Raw genomic sequence first — 16,239 nt, forward strand, 5'->3', positions numbered from 1 at the left:
CGGCCGGACCGCCCCACGGGCGATCCGGCCGTTGCGCCCGGGGGTCGGGCCGGTCAGCGCGGGGGCAGCAGGGCGGCGCCGGTCGCGGCCCGGACCTCCGCGAAGTCCACGCCCGGCGCCGTCTCCACCACCCGCAGCCCCTCCGGGGTCACGTCGATCACCGCGAGGTCGGTGACGATCCGGTCCACGACTCCGCGACCGGTCGCCGGAAGTGACAGCTCGTCGACGATTTTCGGGGAGCCGTCCCGGGCGGTGTGCTCCATCACCACGATCAGCCGGCGGGCCCCGTGCACCAGGTCCATCGCGCCGCCCATGCCCTTGACCATCTTGCCGGGGATCATCCAGTTGGCGAGGTCCCCGGTGGCCGACACCTGCATCGCGCCGAGCACCGAGACGTCGATCCGCCCGGCCCGGATCATGCCGAAGGAGAAGGCGGAGTCGAAGTACGAGGCGCCGGGGGCGACCGTCACCGTCTCCTTCCCGGCGTTGATCAGGTCGGCGTGCTCGGCGCCCTCCTCCGGGTACGGGCCGACGCCGAGGATGCCGTTCTCCGAGTGCAGCACCACCTCGACGCCCGGCGGGAGGTGGTTGGGGATCAGGGTGGGCAGGCCGATGCCCAGGTTCACGTACTGGCCGTCGCGCAACTCGCGGGCGGCGCGGGCGGCCAGGGCGTTGCGCGGGTCGAGGGCGGAGGCGGGCGCGAGGGCGGGCGCGGAGGCGGGTGCGGAGGTGCGGGCGGAGGTGGGTACCGGGGTGGGGGCGGCGGTCTCGGTGGGCATCGGGTCAGGCCTCCTGGAGTGCGGGGCGGACGGTGCGGCGCTCGATGCGGCGGTCCTCGGGGTCGGCGGCCACCACCCGGTCGACGTACACCCCGGGCAGGTGCACCGCGTCCGGGGGGAGCTCGCCGGGCTCGACGATCCGGTCCGCCTCGACCAGGGTGATCCGGCCCGCCGCCGCGCAGAGCGGGTTGAAGTTCCGGGCGGCGGCGTGGAACACGCAGTTGCCGTGCCGGTCCGCCACCTCGGCCCGGACCAGCGCGAAGTCCGCCGTGATCGCCTCCTCCAGCAGGTACCGGCGGCCGCCGAACTCCCGGACCTCCTTCGGCGGGGACGCCAGGGCCACCGAGCCGTCGGCCGCGTAGCGCCAGGGCAGCCCGCCCTCCTCGACCTGGGTGCCGACCCCGGCCGGGGTGAAGAACGCGGGGATGCCGGCTCCACCCGCCCGCAGCCGCTCGGCCAGCGTGCCCTGAGGGGTCAGCTCCACCTCCAGCTCGCCGGAGAGGTACTGCCGGGCGAACTCCTTGTTCTCCCCGACGTACGAGGAGGTCATCCGGGCGATCCGGCCGGCCCGCAGCAGCAGGCCCAGCCCCCAGTCGTCCACCCCGCAGTTGTTCGACACCACCCGCAGTCCGGTGGTGCCGGAGTCGGCCAGGGCGCCGATCAGCGTGCTCGGGATGCCGCAGAGGCCGAAGCCGCCGACGGCCAGCACCGCGCCGTCGGGGATGTCCCCGACCGCGTCGGCGGGGGAGTCCAGGACCTTGTCCAAGGGATCACCTCATGAGGGAGTGGGAGGAGGGGAGTCGTAGGAGAGGAGTGGGAGAAGAGAGGAGGGGGCGGAACGGCGGGGCAGGGGAGGGGCAGCGGGGCAGGAGGCGACGGGGAGCGGGGGAGGGACGGCCGGCGGGCCCGGGAACCGCGCGGAGCCCGTGGCCGTACCAGGCCGGGCTGGGGTCCTGCCTGGGCCGGACCGGGCGGGCACGCCGCTGGGGTGGCTGCCGCCGGACGGGCTCCGCGCCCCTCCACCGTCACCGGGCGGGGGCCGCCGCAACCATGGCGGCCACCCCCATGGGTGGGTGAGGAGTCGTGTCGACAGGCCACATCCGGGCGCCCGGAGGGCGACGGAGGCCCGGCGGTATGTCGGCCGGAACCATATCCGGACGGGCTGATGCGTCAACTGGGCACATGTCGCCACTCCCACCGCACACCTACGGTTCCGGCATTCACCCCGCCGCACCTCAGGAGTCGGTCACCATGCGCAGCTCGACAGCCCCCTCCCGGACCGCCGCCGGCGCCCGTCCGGGCGACTCCCTGACCGGCGGCCCGGCCCGGAAGCTCGCCGCCCTCGCGGCCTGCGTCCTGCTCGCCTCGGGTTGCGCCAAGGCCGGAACGGCCGGGACGAGCGCGGCGGACGGTGGCGCCAAGGGCCCGATCAAGGTCGGCCTGGTGTACTCCAGGACCGGTCCGCTGGCCGCCTACGGCAAGCAGTACCTGGAGGGCTTCAAGGCCGGCCTGAGCTACGCGACCAAGGGCACCGGCGCGGTCGACGGGCACAAGATCGAGTTCGAGGAGCAGGACGACGCCGGCGACCCGGCCAAGGCGGTGTCCGCCGCCAAGGACCTGATCGGCAAGGGCTACAAGGTGCTGGCCGGTTCCACCGCCTCCGGGGTGGCCCTCCAGGTCGGCCCCATCGCCGCGCAGAACAAGGTGCTCTTCATCAGCGGGCCGGCCGCCGCGGACAAGGCCACCGGTCTGAACAAGTACACCTTCCGTTCCGGCCGCCAGTCCTACCAGGACATCAAGACCGCGGCCTCGTTCGTCGGTGACGCGAAGGGCAAGAAGGTCACCGTGCTCGCTCAGGACAACGCCTTCGGCCAGGCCAACGTGGCCGCGGTGAAGGCGGTGCTCGGCGGTGAGGGTGCGACCGTCGACCAGGTGCTCGCCCCGCCGAGCGCCACCGACCTCACCCCCTTCGCCACCCAGGCCCGGACCGCCAAGCCCGACCTGCTGTTCGTCGCCTGGGCAGGCGACACCGCCTCGGCCCTGTGGACGGCGCTCAACCAGCAGGACGTGTTCGCCGACACCAAGGTCGTCACCGGCCTCGACCTGGCCGCCTCCTACCCGCTGTTCGGCCCGGCCGGCGAGAAGATCTCCTTCCTGAACCACTACTTCGACGGCGCCGCCGGCACCCCGGTGGAGAAGGCCATGACCGAAGCCGTCACCGCCGCCGGAGGGAAGACGGACATCTTCACCCCGGACGGCTTCACCGCCGCCCAGATGATCGTGCACGCCGTCGAGTCCAACCACGGCTCCGCCGACGACACTTCGGCCCTGGTCAAGGCCCTGGAGGGCTGGAGCTTCGACGGGGTCAAGGGGAAGACCACGGTCCGCGCCGAGGACCACGCCCTGCTCCAGCCGATGTTCCAGGTGCGGCTGACCGGCAATGGTGCCGCCGCCAAGCCCTCGGTGGAGAAGACCCTGACCGCGGACGAGGCCGCGCCCCCGGTCACCCCGATGGCGGGCTGATCCCGATGCCCGCCCGCACCGACTCCACTCCTTCCGCCGCCTCCTCCTCCGCTCAGGACTCCTCGTCCGTGCGTTCCTCCGCGTCCTCCTCCCCGGTGCTGCGTCTGGACGGGCTCGGCTGGGCCGTCCGCGGCGTGCCGATCGTCGAGGACGTCTCCTTCTCGGTCGGCGAAGGCGAGTTCATCGCCTTCATCGGGCCCAACGGCGCCGGCAAGACCTCCCTCTTCAACCTGATCTCGGGCATCTACCCGGCGACCCACGGCAGCCTCCACCTCGACGGCGCGGACGTCACCACCGAGGCGGTGCACGCCAGGGCCCGCCGCGGTCTCGGCCGCACCTTCCAGACCTCCTCCCTCTGGCCGGGGATGACGGTCGCCGACCACGTCCGCCTGGCCGCCCAGGCGGCGGCCGGGCCGCGCGCGTCGTACCGGCTCTGGCGCCGCGCCGACCGCTACGAGCAGCAGTTGGCCGACACCCTGGAACGCACCGACCTCACCCATCGCGCCGACACCCTCGCCAGTGCGCTCTCGCACGGGGAGAAGCGCAAGCTGGAGCTGGCCGTCCTGCTGGTCTCCGAGCCCCGGCTGATCCTGCTGGACGAGCCGATGGCCGGTGTCAGCGCGGAGGAGGTGCCCGCCCTCACCGAGCTGATCCGTTCCGTGCACCGGGACCTGGGCCGGACCGTCCTGATGGTCGAGCACCACATGGACGTCCTGCTCGGCCTGGCCGACCGGCTCGCGGTGATGCACCACGGCACGCTGCTCGCCCTGGACACTCCCGAGGCCGTGATGGCCGACCCGACCGTGCAACAGGCCTACCTGGGTGAGGCGTTGTGACCTCCTCTCCGTTCTCCGCTCAGCGCCCCACTCCTTCGGGGAACTCCGCCTCCTCGCCGTCCTCCGACACCGTTCCCCTCCTCTCCGTCCGCGATCTGCGGGTGGTCATCGACGGGCTGCACATCCTGCACGGGGTCGACTTCGACGTGGCCCCCGCCGGAGTGACCGCGCTCCTGGGTCGCAACGGTGCCGGCAAGACCACCACCGTCAAGGCCGTCATGGGCCTGGTGCCGCGCACCGGAAGCATCCGGCTCTCCGAATCCGAGCTCTCCTCCCTTCCCACGCATCTGGTCGTTCGTCACGGCATCGGCTACGCGCCCGAGGACCGGGGGATCTTCGCCGGCCTGACGGTCGCCGAGAACCTCCGCCTCGCCGAGCGCGCCGCCGGGAGCGGGGGCGCCGCCGGTGAACCGGACTACGCACTCGTCCACGAGCTCTTCCCCGAACTCAAGCAGCGAGCCGGGCAGTTGGCCGGGACGCTCTCCGGCGGCCAGCAGCAGATGGTGGCGATCGGCCGGACGCTGCTCAACCGCAACCGGCTGATCATCGCCGACGAGCCCACCAAGGGCCTGGCCCCGAAGATCGTCGCCGAGGTGGCCGAGGTGCTGGCGCGCGCGGCCGAGGCCGTGCCCGTCCTGCTGGTCGAGCAGAACCTCGCCCTCGTCCGCCGACTGGCCGGCACCTGCGCCGTCCTGGCCGACGGCCGCACCGCCCACCGCGGCGACACCGCCGAGCTGTTGGCCGATGAGGAAGCCGCCCGCCGCCTGCTCGGCGTCGGCTCCCGCCACCCGCTCGCCGGCGGGCCCCGGCCCGCCTCCTCCCCGGCCGCCCCCGTCCTCACCGCCGAGGTGAAGCCCTGATGGACACCGTCGTCCTCCTCTCCTGTACCGGACTCGGTCTCGGTGCGCTGTACTTCCTGGTCGCCTCCGGTCTGTCGCTGATCTTCGGTCTGATGGACGTGCTCAACTTCGCGCACGGCGCCCTGCTCTCCATCGGCGCCTACGCCACCTGGTGGGCCGGCGCCGAGGCCGGCTTCTCCTTCTGGCTCGCGGTGCCGTTCGGCACCCTGGTCGGGACGGTCGCCGCCGTCCTGTTGGAGCTCTTCCTGATCCGGCCGCTCTACAGCCGCCCGCGCGACCAGATCCTCGCCACCGTCGGGGTCGGGCTCGCCGTACCCGCCCTGCTGATGGGGGTCTGGGGCGCGGATTCCCGTCCCTTCCCCCAGCCGGAACTGCTGTCCGGCACCTGGCACGTGCTCGGGGCGACCGTCCCGGTCAACCGCTTCGTGCTGGTGGCCGCCGCCGCACTGCTGCTGCTCGCTCTTCGGTTGTTCCTCGCCCGCACCCGCTACGGGCTGATCGTCCGGGCCGGCGTCGAGGACCGGGCGATGGTCACGGCGCTCGGCATCGACGTCCGGAGGGCGTTCACCCTCGTCTTCGCCCTCGGTGGGGCGGCCGCCGCGCTCGGCGGCGCCCTCGGCGGCCTCTACTTCGGTTCGGTCAATCCCGGCCAGGGGACCGGCCTGCTCATCTTCGCCTTCGTCGTCGTGGTCATGGGTGGCATGGGCTCCGTGACCGGAGCCGCCGTCGCCTCGGTGGGCGTCGGCCTCGTCCAGCAGTTCGCCAACTACTACACCGGCGCCGGTCTCGGCGACCTCTCGGTCGTCGTCCTGCTCGCCGTCCTGCTTCTCGTCCGACCCCGTGGACTCACCGGGAGGCTCGCGTGAGCGCCGAAACACCGATCACGAGCACCGGTGGCCCCGCGGCGAGCCGCAGCGCCGCCGCTCCGGCAGGGGGGACTGACACCGGCCCTGCCGTGACCGCCGTGCCGGAAGAGGGGACTGACACCAGCTCCGCCGACACCGCCACTGTGGCAAGGGGGACTGACACCGGCCTTGCCGAGACCCATTGTGAACACAGGAGCGGTCCCGGCGCCATCCCTCGAACAGGTGATTCAGTCACTAACCGCTGGACAGGCGTGCACAGAGCGCTACGCTGGTGGCCGATCGCCCTGCTGATCACGTTCCTTGTCGCCCCATACAGTGCGCTTCCCGTCCCGGGACTGCTCGACGGCCCGCTCGGCAGCCCCGGCAGCCTCCAACTGCTCGCCCTGTGCCTGCTCTACGGGGCCCTCGCCACCGGTTACGACCTCCTGCTCGGTCGGACCGGCCTGCTCTCCTTCGGCCACGCGCTCTACTTCGCGACCGGCCTGTACGCCACCGATCTCGGCATGCTGGAGCTGCGACTGCCGTTCGCCGCCGCCGCGCTGTTCGGCGTCGCCTGCTCCGTGCTGCTGGCCCTGCTGCTCGGCTCGGTCAGCCTGCGCGTCACGGGCATCGGGTTCTCCATGGTCACCCTCGCCTTCGCCCAGGCCGGCTCGATCCTCGTCCAGCGCAACCCCGGCGGGGTCACCGGCGGCGAGGAGGGCCGATCCGCTCCGGCCGACCTGCTGCCCGCCGGCCTGCTCGGGATCGAGAACACCGCCAACCTGTACTGGATCGCCGTCGGCTACCTGGTGCTGACCGTCGCCGCGGTCCACTGGGCCGTCAAGTCGCCGATGGGCCGGGTCTGGGAGGGCATCAAGGAGAACGAGCGCCGGGTCGAGGTGCTCGGACTGCGGCCCTACGGCTACAAGCTGGTCGCCTTCGTGCTCGCCGGCGGGCTCGCCGGGCTGGGCGGGGTGGTCTACCTGCTGCTGACCGGTGGCGCCACCCCGCAGGCCGCCACCTCGGACGCCACGCTCGCGCTCCTGGTGATGGTCGTCCTCGGCGGCTCCGGCACCCGCTGGGGACCGCTGCTCGGCGGTGTCCTGTACACCTGGGCGAGCCACCGGCTCGGCGACCTCGCCAACTCCTCGACCGTCGCCGACCTGCCGGCGGTGCTGCGGGTTCCGCTCTCCCAACCCCTGTTCCTGCTGGGCGCCCTGTTCGTCGCCGTGGTCTACCTGCTGCCCGGCGGCCTGGCTAGACTGCCTGCCCGCATCCGCACCGCCCGGTCCGCCCGCTCCGCCTCGGTGCCGGCCGGTCTCGGAACCGCCCACCCCACCGGAGGTACCCCCGCGTGAGCCAGTCGCCGCTGAAGCCCGAGGAGTTGACCGTCCCCGTGCCCGGTGGGGACCTGGCCGTCCTGCGCTGGCCCGCAGACGACCCGCGGGCCCCCACGATCGTGGCGGTGCACGGCATCACCGCCAACGGCCTCGCCTGGTACGAGGTCGCCCGCCGGCTCGCCGGCCGGGTCACCCTGCTCGCGCCCGACCTGCGGGGCCGCGGCGCCAGCCGCTCGGTCGCCGGACCGTACGGGCTGGCCCGGCACGCCGACGACGTGGCCGCGCTGATCGGCGCCCTCGGCCCGGGGCCCGTCACGGTGGTCGGCCACTCGATGGGGGCCTGGGTCACCGCCCTGGCCGCCGTCCGGCACCCCGGCCTGGTCCGCCGCGTCCTGCTGGTCGACGGAGCGGTGACCTTCCCGCTGCCGCAGGGCATCCGGGAGGAGGACGCCCTGGCCGCGGTGCTCGGCCCCGCGCTGGCCCGGCTGTCCACGACCTTCCCGGACCGGGACGCCTACCGGGAGTTCTGGCGCGGGCACCCAGCCTTCGCCGGCGAGTGGACCGAGGGGATCGACGCCTACACCCAGCGCGACCTCGTCGGCACGGAGCCCGAACTGCGCTCCTCCTGCGTGCTGGAGGCCGTACAGGTCGACGGCGCCCAGGTCCTGCTGGACGAGGAAGCGGCCGGCGCCGTGCACCGGCTGCCCTGCCCGGCCGACCTGCTCTGGGCCGAGCGCGGCCTGCTCGACGAGCCGCAGGGCCTCTACGACCACGCGCGGCTCGAACTGGCCCGGCTGGACACGGAGCGGGTGCCCGCCGCACCGGTACCCGGCACCAACCACTACTCGATCCTCTGGGGCGGGGCCGGGGCGGACCGCATCGTCCGGATCCTGCTCGCGGACGCCCTCGCCGCCGAGTAGCCGGCCGGGCTCGGGAGCGGGTCGGAACACCAGCGACCGGCACGCCAACGGCGGAACACCAGCGGCCGGCACGCCAACGGCCGGAACGACAGCGGCCGGCGAGGGATCCGACCCCCGCCGGCCGGTCCCGGTGGCCCGCTCCTGCACGCCTCGGCGCGTCAGCCCGCCGTGCCGAGGAAGCTCTCCCAGCCGCCCGCCGGCGCCTGGCCGACGTTGAGCGAGCGCAGCTTGCGCAGGGTGGACTGGTCCTGCACCTCCAGCCACTCGACCAACTGCTTGAAGGAGACCAGTCGGACGTCGGGCTTGCCCGCGACGGTCTTGAGGGTCTCCTCGACGGCGTCCATGTAGATGCCGCCGTTCCACTGCTCGAAGTGGTTGCCGATGAAGAACGGCGCGCGGTTGCTGTTGTACGCGCGCTCGAAGCCCGCCAGGTAGGAGTTGGTGGCCTGGGTGCGCCAGTCGCCGTACTTGGCCGGGTCGCCCTTGGTGCTGCCGCTGGACTGGTTGGCCAGGATGTTGTAGTCCATCGACAGCACCTGGAAGGTGTGCCCGGGGAACGGGATGGACTGCAGCGGGAAGTCCCAGACCTTGCCGTCCTGCACCTTCTGCGGCCATATTTGCAAGCCGCCCGAGGAACTGGCGTCGTACTTCCAGCCCAGCTTGGCGATGGTCGGCAGCAGCGCCTTCTGGCCCTCCAGGCACGGGGTGCGGCCGCCGATGAGCTCCTTCTTGTAGTCGAAGGGGAGCGGGTCGACGTCGGTGAAGCCGGTGTTGGTCCGCCACTGGGTGACGAAGCCGATCGCCTGGTCGATCTCGCTCTGCCAGTCCTCGGGGGTCCACATGTTGACCCCGTTCTTGTCCGGACGGCTGGAGCAGAAGTGCCCGTTGAAGTGGGTGCCGATCTCGTGCCCGGCCAGCCAGGCCTGGCTGATGAGCTTGAGCGTGCTCTTCACCGCGCCGTCCGACAGGTACGGGATGTCGGAGGCGCCGACCGAGTGCTTCGGCGGGTGGTACAGGTCGGCCTTGCCCTTGGGGAGGGCGTAGATGCCCGAGAGGAAGAAGGTCATGGTGGCCTTGTGCTGCTCCGCCAGCTTCAGGAAGCGGGGGAACTGGCCGTCCTCGGTGCCGCCGGCGCCGTCCCAGGAGAAGACCACGAACTGCGGCGGCCGCTCGCCCGGCTTGAGCTTCTCGGGCTTGGGCTGGTTCGGCTGCGGTCCGGTGTCCGCGTTGGAACCGTCGCCGATCGGGGTGCCCTTGGGCACCGCCGCCTGGGGGTCGGGGCCGCCGCCCTGGGCGGTTCCGGTACCGCCGGGGCCGGGGGAGGTGGCGCCTTGTCCCGAGCCGGATCCGCCGCTGGAGCAGGCCGCGACCGCGCCGAGGGCCGCGGTCGCGGCGGTTGCACTGAGCACCGTCCTGCGCGAGATGCTGGTCATGGTCTCCCCTGGGTGCCGATGCCGGTGGTGAGGGCGGCCCGCAGCCGCACCGGTCAAATCGGGCAATTGATGAATATTCCGCCGTTAGCATGTCATGTCGCCGCGGCGGCTTCCAAGGTCGCCGAGCGCTGACGACTCCCAACACGCCTGGCGCATCCGGCTGGGCTGCGGGGATGCGCCGACTGTTGCCGTCCTGTGACGCTTCCCACCCCGTGCGGCCCGGTCAGTACGCTACCGCCGGCCGGTCGGCCCGCCGCCGGGGTTCGTCGTCGTTGGGCCCGATTGGTCGCCCTTTTGGGAAAACTTTTGCCCCTTGCCGGGGCGGGCGGCCCGAAGCCCGCCAGGGGGAGGGCCGGCCCGGGCGGGCGTGCGGAAAGAGGTGTGCCGGCCCCGGTGGGATCACGGAAGCCGCGCGGAACCACAAGGAAGGGGTCCGCCGCGGCGGGACCGTCGCAAGGGGCGGAGGGGTGGCCGGGAGCGGTCGCCGGGCGGACCGTCAGAGTGCGGCGAGCCGCCGGGTGCGGCGCACCATGCGCGCGATCGCGGTGCTGATGGCGGTGGCCGCCGCGCAGGAGACCACGAGGCTCAGCCAGGCGGTGTTGAACCAGTGGCTGTTCAGCCAGCCCAGCGTCACGATGTAGGCGGCCCAGACCAGCGCCGCCAGTGCCGACCAGTGCAGGAACCGGTGCGGATGGGCGGGGGAGTGGCCGATGGCCAGGTCGAGGACGGTCCGCCCGGCCGGGACGAACCGCGCGACCACCACCATCGCGGCGGCCGCCCCGTGGGGTCGTTCGATCAGGGCTTCCTGGACCCGGGCCACGCTGGCCGCCAGTTTGGGGCGCCGGGCGAGCCGGCGGTGCAGCACCGGGGCGCCGCGCCGGGCCAGGTTGAGCAGCAGCAGGTCGCCCAGGAAGGAGGCCACCGCCACGCCCAGCCCGAGCATCAGGGGCGCACCGTCGATCTGCGCGGTCTTGAGCACGGCCAGGATGACCAGCGTCCCGCTGGGGATGAACGGAAGGAGGGCGTCCCCGAGCACGGCGACGAGCGCCAGCGCGCAGATCCACGAGGATCCGGTCGCCGCCACGAAGTTCAAGGCCCTTTACTCCCTCCACGCCTCCCGAGGGAGCAGGTGGCTGCAGGGGTCAACGCTAGCGCCTCGACTTTTCATGCCATGAAGCACCCCGGTATGGCATGGGTCACGGTCGCTGATTCCGGCCGCGCCCCGGGGCGGGAAACGACGCGTCCGGGCCGGTCCGGGGGTCGGGGCGCCCGGGGGGCGGACCGTCGCCGAAACCGAACGAGCCCCCGGGGCGGGGTGCCGCGCCGAGGGCTCGCAGTGATCGTCCGGTGCTGGTCCAGCCCGACGATCTTGCTGGTGGAGTGCGGATCCCGCTCCGGCGACCCGCTCCCGGCCCCAGCCTGCCGGACGCCGGCCCCCGGTCGCGAGTCCTGGCGCTGGCGACTTCCGGCGCTGGCGGGAAGTCGCCAGCCGTGTTCGCCCGCTGGCTCTGCGTCAGCCGAACGGTCGGTCGACTTCCGCGCGAAATGGCCGAAACCCGCTTGGACCGTGGCCGGACGACACTCCGGAGGCGGGAACAGCGAGGCCCCGGCCGTGGTTGACCCCCCTCGGCGACAGCGACCGGCGGGCCATCCGGGACCGCGCGGTCACCCACGACGGCCGGCCCGAGGACGGCGGCCAGAAGGGCGGACGGGATGACCACCGAGGACCACCAGGAGCACGGGACCGGACCGGAGACCGGACCGGAGACCGGATCGGCGGCCGGACCGGCGGCCGGCGCGGCGATCCGCGGCACCGCCCGCGGGACGGCGCCCGCGCCGCTCTCGATCCTCGACCTCGCCACCGTCGGCGTCGGCCACACGCCCGCCGAGGCCCTCGCCGCCACCACCGAACTGGCCCGCCGGGCCGAGCAATGGGGCTACCACCGCTTCTGGGTGGCCGAGCACCACGGCATGCCCGGAGTGGCCAGCTCCACCCCGGCCGTCCTGCTCGCCCACCTCGGGGCCAACACCACGACGCTGCGGCTGGGCTCCGGCGGCGTCATGCTCCCCAACCACGCCCCGCTGGCCGTCGCCGAGCAGTTCGGCCTGCTGGAGGCCCTGCACCCGGGGCGGATCGACCTCGGACTCGGCCGCGCCCCCGGCACCGACCCGGCCACCGCCCGGGCGCTGCGCCGCGGCCTCGCCGAAGGCGCGGACGACTTCCCGCAGCAGCTCGCCGAGCTGACCCACTTCCTCGACGGCGACTTCCCGGACGGCCACCCGTACGCCCGGCTGACCGCCGTCCCCCGGGGCGAGGGCCGACCGCCGGTCTGGCTGCTCGGCTCCTCCGGCTTCAGCGCCCAGCTGGCGGGCCGCCTCGGCCTCCCGTTCGCCTTCGCCCACCACTTCAGCAGCGCCAACACCGTCCCGGCGCTGGACCTCTACCGCTCGTCCTTCCGCCCCTCCGCCGTGCTCGCCGAGCCGTACGCGCTGATCGGCGTGAGCGCGGTCGCCGCCGACGACGAGCCCTCGGCCCGGCGACTCGCCCGCTCCGCGGCCCTCGGCATGCTCCGCCTGCGACGCGGCAACCCCGGCCCGATCCCCACCCCGGAGGAGGCCGAGGACTACCCGTACAGCCCGGTCGAGGCCGACTTCATCGACAGCTGGCTCGACAACGTCGTGCTCGGCGACCCGGGCCGGGTCGCCGACGGGCTGGAGGCGCTGCGCAAGCGGACCGGCGTGGACGAGCTGATGGTGACCTCGCACATCCACGGCCACGAGGCCCGGCTCCGCTCGTACGGCCTGATCGCCGAGGCCTACGGCCTGACGGCGGCGGCGTGACCTCGACGGCCTGACGGCACCCGGACCGACGGCCCACCGTCCGCCGCGTCCGCCACCTCCACCGCGGCGGCCGGGCCCGGCCGTTCCGCCCCGCAGCGCCCGCCGGTCGCCCGCCCGTCCTGCGGCTACCGGCCGTTCAGGGCGGGGCGGCCCTCGCGGAGTATGGCCGCGACCAGCTCGGCCTCGCCGGGGCGGGCAAAGTACCAGCCCTGGGCGGTGTCGCAGCCGGTCAGCCGCAGGCGCTCGGCCTGGGCGGCGCTCTCGATGCCCTCCGCGGTGACGGTCAGGCCGAGGGTGTGGGCGAGCTGCACCATCGCGCCGACGATCTGCTCGTCCGCGTCGCTGCGCCGGGAGCGGAGCTCCGGGCGGCCCGGACGGTCCGTCGGGGCGGGCTCGCGGAAGCCCTCGATGAAGGTGCCGTCGAGCTTGAGCACGTGCACCGGCAGCCTGGAGAGGTAGGCCAGGTTGGAGTAGCCGGTGCCGAAGTCGTCGATCGCGATCCGCACGCCCATGTCCGCGAGCGCCTGGAGGGCCTGGAGCGGGCGGCCGCCGGGGCCGAGCAGGGCGCTCTCGGTGATCTCCAGCTGGAGGAGCCGGGCCGGCAGGCCGGTGCGTTCGAGCGCCCGGGCGACGTCGGCGACGATGTCGGAGTCCCAGATCTGGCGGGCGGCCAGGTTGACGCTCACGAAGGTCTCGGTGTCGGGGAACTCGGTGAGCCACTGCCGGGCCTGTCGGCAGGACTCCTCCAGCACCCAGGTCCCGAGCGGCACGATCGCGCCGGTCTCCTCGGCGAGCGGGATGAAGCGGTCCGGGGAGAGCGTCCCGTAGCGGGGGTGGCGCCAGCGGACCAGCGCCTCCGCGCCGTGCACCGCACCGTCGGCCAGGCCGACCAGCGGCTGGTACTCGATGGTGAACTCACGGCGCTCCAGGGCCGGGCGCAGTGCGGTGGCGAGCAGCTGCCGGGTGAGCTGGTGGGCGCCGCGGTCCGGGTCGTAGAGGGTCCAGCGGGCGCGGCCGTCGGCCTTGGACCAGTAGAGCGTGGCGTCGGCGTCCTTGACCAGGTCGGTCGGGGTGGTCTCGTGCACGGACCGCTCGACCACGCCCACGCTGGCGGTGATCACCAGTCGGTGCCCGGAGACGTCGAAGGGACGTTCCAGCACCTCCAGGATCCGGGCGGCCAGCTCGGTCAGCTGCTCGCTGCCCAGGCTGTCGGTGACCAGGACGGCGAACTCGTCGCCGCCCATCCGGGCCACCAGGTGGGTGTCCCGCCCGTCGAACCCGCGCCGCAACCGGGTGGCGACGGCGATCAGCAGCTGGTCGCCGATGTGGTGGCCGAGCGCCTCGTTGATCGCCGCGAAGCCGTCGAGGTCCAGGTAGCAGACCCCCACCCGGCGTTCGTCCGCGGCCTCGGCCGGGCCCGGCCGGTCGTCCGGCGCGAGGCAGGCGGCGTCGAGCCGCTCGAAGAAGTAGGCCCGGTTGGGCAGCCGGGTCAGCGGGTCGTGCAGGGCCTGGTACTCCAGCCGGTCGCCGAGCCGCCGCTGCTCGGTGATGTCCTCCACCAGGGCGAGGGTGTAGAGCGGATCGCCGGCGCCGTCCCGGATCAGCGAGACGGTGACCTTGCTCCAGACGGTGTGGCCCTCGCGGTGCTTGAGCTGCTTCTCCACGCGGAACCGTTCCCGCTCCCCGTGGACGAGCTCGGGGAAGAGCCGGTCCGGCATGCCCTCCGGGTCGATGATCTCGTGCAGGTGGGTGCGGGCCAGTTCGCCGACGCCCCGTCCGATCAGCGTGGCGAAGGCCGGGTTGACCTCGATGATCCGGTCCTCGGCGTCGATCAGGGCCATGCCGATGACGGCGTCGCAGAAGGCGGCCCGGAACCGGGACTCGCTGGCCCGCAGTGCCGCCAGCAGCCGGTCGGTGCCGGCGCCCTCCCGGTCGCTGCCCTCGGCCGCCCGGCCGCTGCCGCCGGCGAGCCCCCGGTCCCGGTGGGCGTCGTCGGTGAGCGGGGCCGAGCAGGTGGGGCAGAGCAGCAGCTCCGGCTCCGCGAGCGTCCCGCAGGCGCCGAGGGCCGTGGTGGCTCCCGCGGCGGGGGCGGTGGTGGTTCCCGCGGCGGGGGCGGGGGCGGTGGCCGGTCCGCCGGTGCCGGCGGCCGGTTCCAGGACCGGCGAGGCGAGGTGGCGGTGGCGCGGTGATTCCTCGTGCCGCACGCCCGGGTGGTGTGCGTCGGCCCCCTCGTTCCGGCCCGGCACGGCATGCTCCCGTCCGCTGCTGACGCTTGACGATGGTCCGGCCGGCCGGTCGGGACCCGGCGGTCGGCTCCGCACTCTGTCGTGGTCCTCGGAGTCGGCCGCTGCGGGGGCTGCCCGTCGTGGGGCGCCGGCGCGCGGGGACCCGCCTGAAGGACAGGGCGCTGCGGCCGATCATAGGCCGCGACGACAACACGCGGTGACCGCCGCCAGGGTGATTCGCCCGCTTTGTGATCATGAATGGCGGTACGTGCGGACGCCCCCGGTGCACATCACATGATGTGCGCCAGGGGCGCGTGCGCCGAAGCCGCGCCCTTGGGCGCCGGTCGCGCGCCGGATGCGGAGCGGAGCGGGCCGGGAGCCCGGGGGCGGAAGGGGCTGTCGGAGGTGATGGAGAAGAGGGCGGAAGAGAGAAGAGAGGGCGGAAGAGAGAAGAGAGGGCGGAAGAGAGAAGAGGGCGGAAAGGAAGAAGAGCGAAGACGGGCGGGCTCAGGCCAGCGAGGCCGTGAGGGTGATGGTGGTGCCGGTCAGGGCCTGGCTGACCGGGCAGTTGGCCTTGGCGTCCTCGGCGGCCTTCACGAAGCCGGCCTCGTCCAGCCCGGGGACCTCGCCGACGACGGTCAGGTGGATGCCGGTGATGCCCGTGCCGGGCTGGAACGTCACGTCGGCCCGGGTGTCCAGCTTGGTCGGCGGGGTGCCGGCACCGGCCAGGCCGTGCGAGAGGGCCATCGAGAAGCACGCGGAGTGGGCGGCTGCGATGAGCTCCTCCGGGCTGGTTTTGCCGTTGGGGGCCTCGGCGCGGGACGGCCAGGAGACGGGGTACTCGCCGATCCCGGAGGAGGCGAAGGTCACCAACCCCTTTCCGTCGAGGAGGTTGCCCTCCCACGCGGTGGTGGCGGTGCGGGTGGTTGCCACGATCGGTTCCTCCAGTACTGAGGGAGTGTTCGAACGGTCACGTCCGGTCATGCACGCCCCAGCCTACGGGCAGAGCCGTCCCGGCCCGGTGCGTCACGCCGCCGGGGTCGGGCGGAGCACCGGCCCGCCGTCCGGCCCGGCTCACCGTCCGGTCCGGCCCGCCGTCCGGATCGTGGACGGTTCCGTCCGACGGTGCGGGGCCGGAGCGGGGGCCCTGTTAGATTTGCCCGGGCCCGAGCCCGGCCGCCGTACGGTCGGGCGCCCACTGCAGACACCGGGAGCCGCCCCGATGACGGACCACTCCACGACCCCCGACGCCGGCCTGACCGAGGGGATCGACGACGCCGTACGGGCCGAGCTGACCGGCCTGCGCGAGAGCATCGACAACATCGACGCCGCGGTGGTCCACATGCTGGCCGAGCGCTTCAAGGCGACCCAGCGGGTCGGCCGGCTCAAGGCCGAGCACAAGCTGCCGCCGGCCGACCCGGCGCGCGAGCGGGACCAGATCAAGCGCCTGCGGGAGCTGGCGGCGGGGGCGAAGCTGGACCCGGTCTTCGCCGAGAAGTTCCTGAACTTCATCATCGCTGAAGTGATCAGGCATCACGAGCAGATTGCGAGTGCCGCTGTGACCAGCCGGAATGCATCCGACTGACGGGCCGTTAGGTGCCTTGGAAGATCATTTGGGGGAGATTCAGGAGATCAAC

At 73.4% G+C, this 16,239-nt stretch carries 14 protein-coding genes; 8 read left to right on the plus strand and 6 right to left on the minus strand.

The annotated features are described in order from the left end of the window. Positions 1-53: 53 nt before the first annotated feature. Together ACFVGO_RS12160 and ACFVGO_RS12165 are read right to left on the minus strand one after the other, a co-directional pair. Positions 54-779 (minus strand): 3-oxoacid CoA-transferase subunit B, encoded by a 726-nt coding sequence (locus ACFVGO_RS12160; protein WP_380631485.1) that lies wholly within the window; start codon positions 777-779, stop codon positions 54-56. Between the two features lie 4 nt (positions 780-783). Continuing rightward, on the minus strand, positions 784-1,545 hold the full coding sequence (locus ACFVGO_RS12165; protein WP_359901863.1) for a CoA transferase subunit A: 762 nt from the start codon (positions 1,543-1,545) through the stop codon (positions 784-786). A 485-nt stretch (positions 1,546-2,030) separates the two neighbouring features. Here ACFVGO_RS12165 and ACFVGO_RS12170 point away from each other — a divergent pair, with 485 nt between their 5' ends. From ACFVGO_RS12170 to ACFVGO_RS12195, 6 genes are all read left to right on the plus strand, one after another. Then, entirely contained in the window at positions 2,031-3,302 is a 1,272-nt protein-coding gene (locus ACFVGO_RS12170; protein ID WP_359901860.1) for a substrate-binding domain-containing protein, read from the plus strand. Positions 3,303-3,307: 5 nt separating this feature from the next. Next, positions 3,308-4,138, plus strand: a complete 831-nt coding sequence (locus tag ACFVGO_RS12175) for an ABC transporter ATP-binding protein (protein ID WP_380631488.1) — start codon at positions 3,308-3,310, stop codon at positions 4,136-4,138. Between the two features lie 95 nt (positions 4,139-4,233). After that, on the plus strand, positions 4,234-4,998 hold the full coding sequence (locus tag ACFVGO_RS12180; RefSeq protein ID WP_359901957.1) for an ABC transporter ATP-binding protein: 765 nt from the start codon (positions 4,234-4,236) through the stop codon (positions 4,996-4,998). After that, positions 4,998-5,864, plus strand: coding sequence for a branched-chain amino acid ABC transporter permease (locus tag ACFVGO_RS12185; RefSeq protein WP_359901855.1), 867 nt, complete (start codon positions 4,998-5,000; stop codon positions 5,862-5,864). The genes ACFVGO_RS12180 and ACFVGO_RS12185 overlap by 1 nt, the downstream gene beginning before the upstream one ends. Positions 5,865-6,073: 209 nt before the next feature. Further along, a complete protein-coding gene (locus ACFVGO_RS12190; protein ID WP_380631713.1) occupies positions 6,074-7,201 on the plus strand; it encodes a branched-chain amino acid ABC transporter permease in 1,128 nt (375 codons plus the stop codon). Further along, positions 7,198-8,103, plus strand: a complete 906-nt coding sequence (locus tag ACFVGO_RS12195) for an alpha/beta fold hydrolase (protein ID WP_380351474.1) — start codon at positions 7,198-7,200, stop codon at positions 8,101-8,103. Before ACFVGO_RS12190 ends, ACFVGO_RS12195 begins: the two co-directional genes overlap by 4 nt. Before the next feature lie 158 nt (positions 8,104-8,261). Here the strand turns inward: ACFVGO_RS12195 and ACFVGO_RS12200 are convergent, their stop codons facing one another. Further along, positions 8,262-9,536, minus strand: a complete 1,275-nt coding sequence (locus tag ACFVGO_RS12200) for a hypothetical protein (protein WP_359901847.1) — start codon at positions 9,534-9,536, stop codon at positions 8,262-8,264. A gap of 496 nt (positions 9,537-10,032) precedes the next feature. Continuing rightward, complete coding sequence (locus ACFVGO_RS12205; RefSeq protein ID WP_359901955.1) at positions 10,033-10,620, minus strand: VTT domain-containing protein; 588 nt, start codon at positions 10,618-10,620, stop codon at positions 10,033-10,035. A 629-nt stretch (positions 10,621-11,249) separates the two neighbouring features. On the opposite strand from ACFVGO_RS12205, the gene ACFVGO_RS12210 reads away from it, so the two are divergent. Then, positions 11,250-12,377: an LLM class flavin-dependent oxidoreductase gene (locus ACFVGO_RS12210; protein ID WP_380631491.1), complete on the plus strand. Its 1,128-nt coding sequence runs from the start codon at positions 11,250-11,252 to the stop codon at positions 12,375-12,377. Between the two features lie 125 nt (positions 12,378-12,502). Here the strand turns inward: ACFVGO_RS12210 and ACFVGO_RS12215 are convergent, their stop codons facing one another. Both ACFVGO_RS12215 and ACFVGO_RS12220 read right to left on the minus strand, forming a co-directional pair. Further along, positions 12,503-14,623 (minus strand): putative bifunctional diguanylate cyclase/phosphodiesterase, encoded by a 2,121-nt coding sequence (locus ACFVGO_RS12215; RefSeq protein WP_380631493.1) that lies wholly within the window; start codon positions 14,621-14,623, stop codon positions 12,503-12,505. A gap of 486 nt (positions 14,624-15,109) precedes the next feature. Further along, positions 15,110-15,535, minus strand: a complete 426-nt coding sequence (locus tag ACFVGO_RS12220) for an OsmC family protein (RefSeq protein WP_359901838.1) — start codon at positions 15,533-15,535, stop codon at positions 15,110-15,112. 289 nt (positions 15,536-15,824) lie between these two features. On the opposite strand from ACFVGO_RS12220, the gene ACFVGO_RS12225 reads away from it, so the two are divergent. Beyond that, complete coding sequence (locus ACFVGO_RS12225) at positions 15,825-16,187, plus strand: chorismate mutase (RefSeq protein ID WP_380631496.1); 363 nt, start codon at positions 15,825-15,827, stop codon at positions 16,185-16,187. Positions 16,188-16,239: the final 52 nt, after the last annotated feature.

Source organism: Kitasatospora sp. NPDC057738, from assembly GCF_042798815.1.
Lineage (GTDB): Bacteria > Actinomycetota > Actinomycetes > Streptomycetales > Streptomycetaceae > Kitasatospora > Kitasatospora lactacystinica.

Bases quoted from the DNA above. Each gene is read 5' to 3' on its own strand.
- ACFVGO_RS12200 (WP_359901847.1), bottom strand. From the start codon at position 9,536: ATGACCAGCATCTCGCGCAGGACGGTGCTCAGTGCAACCGCCGCGACC.
- ACFVGO_RS12210 (WP_380631491.1), top strand. From the start codon at position 11,250: ATGACCACCGAGGACCACCAGGAGCACGGGACCGGACCGGAGACCGGA.
- ACFVGO_RS12175 (WP_380631488.1), top strand. From the start codon at position 3,308: ATGCCCGCCCGCACCGACTCCACTCCTTCCGCCGCCTCCTCCTCCGCT.
- ACFVGO_RS12185 (WP_359901855.1), top strand. From the start codon at position 4,998: ATGGACACCGTCGTCCTCCTCTCCTGTACCGGACTCGGTCTCGGTGCG.
- ACFVGO_RS12170 (WP_359901860.1), top strand. From the start codon at position 2,031: ATGCGCAGCTCGACAGCCCCCTCCCGGACCGCCGCCGGCGCCCGTCCG.
- ACFVGO_RS12160 (WP_380631485.1), bottom strand. From the start codon at position 779: ATGCCCACCGAGACCGCCGCCCCCACCCCGGTACCCACCTCCGCCCGC.
- ACFVGO_RS12225 (WP_380631496.1), top strand. From the start codon at position 15,825: ATGACGGACCACTCCACGACCCCCGACGCCGGCCTGACCGAGGGGATC.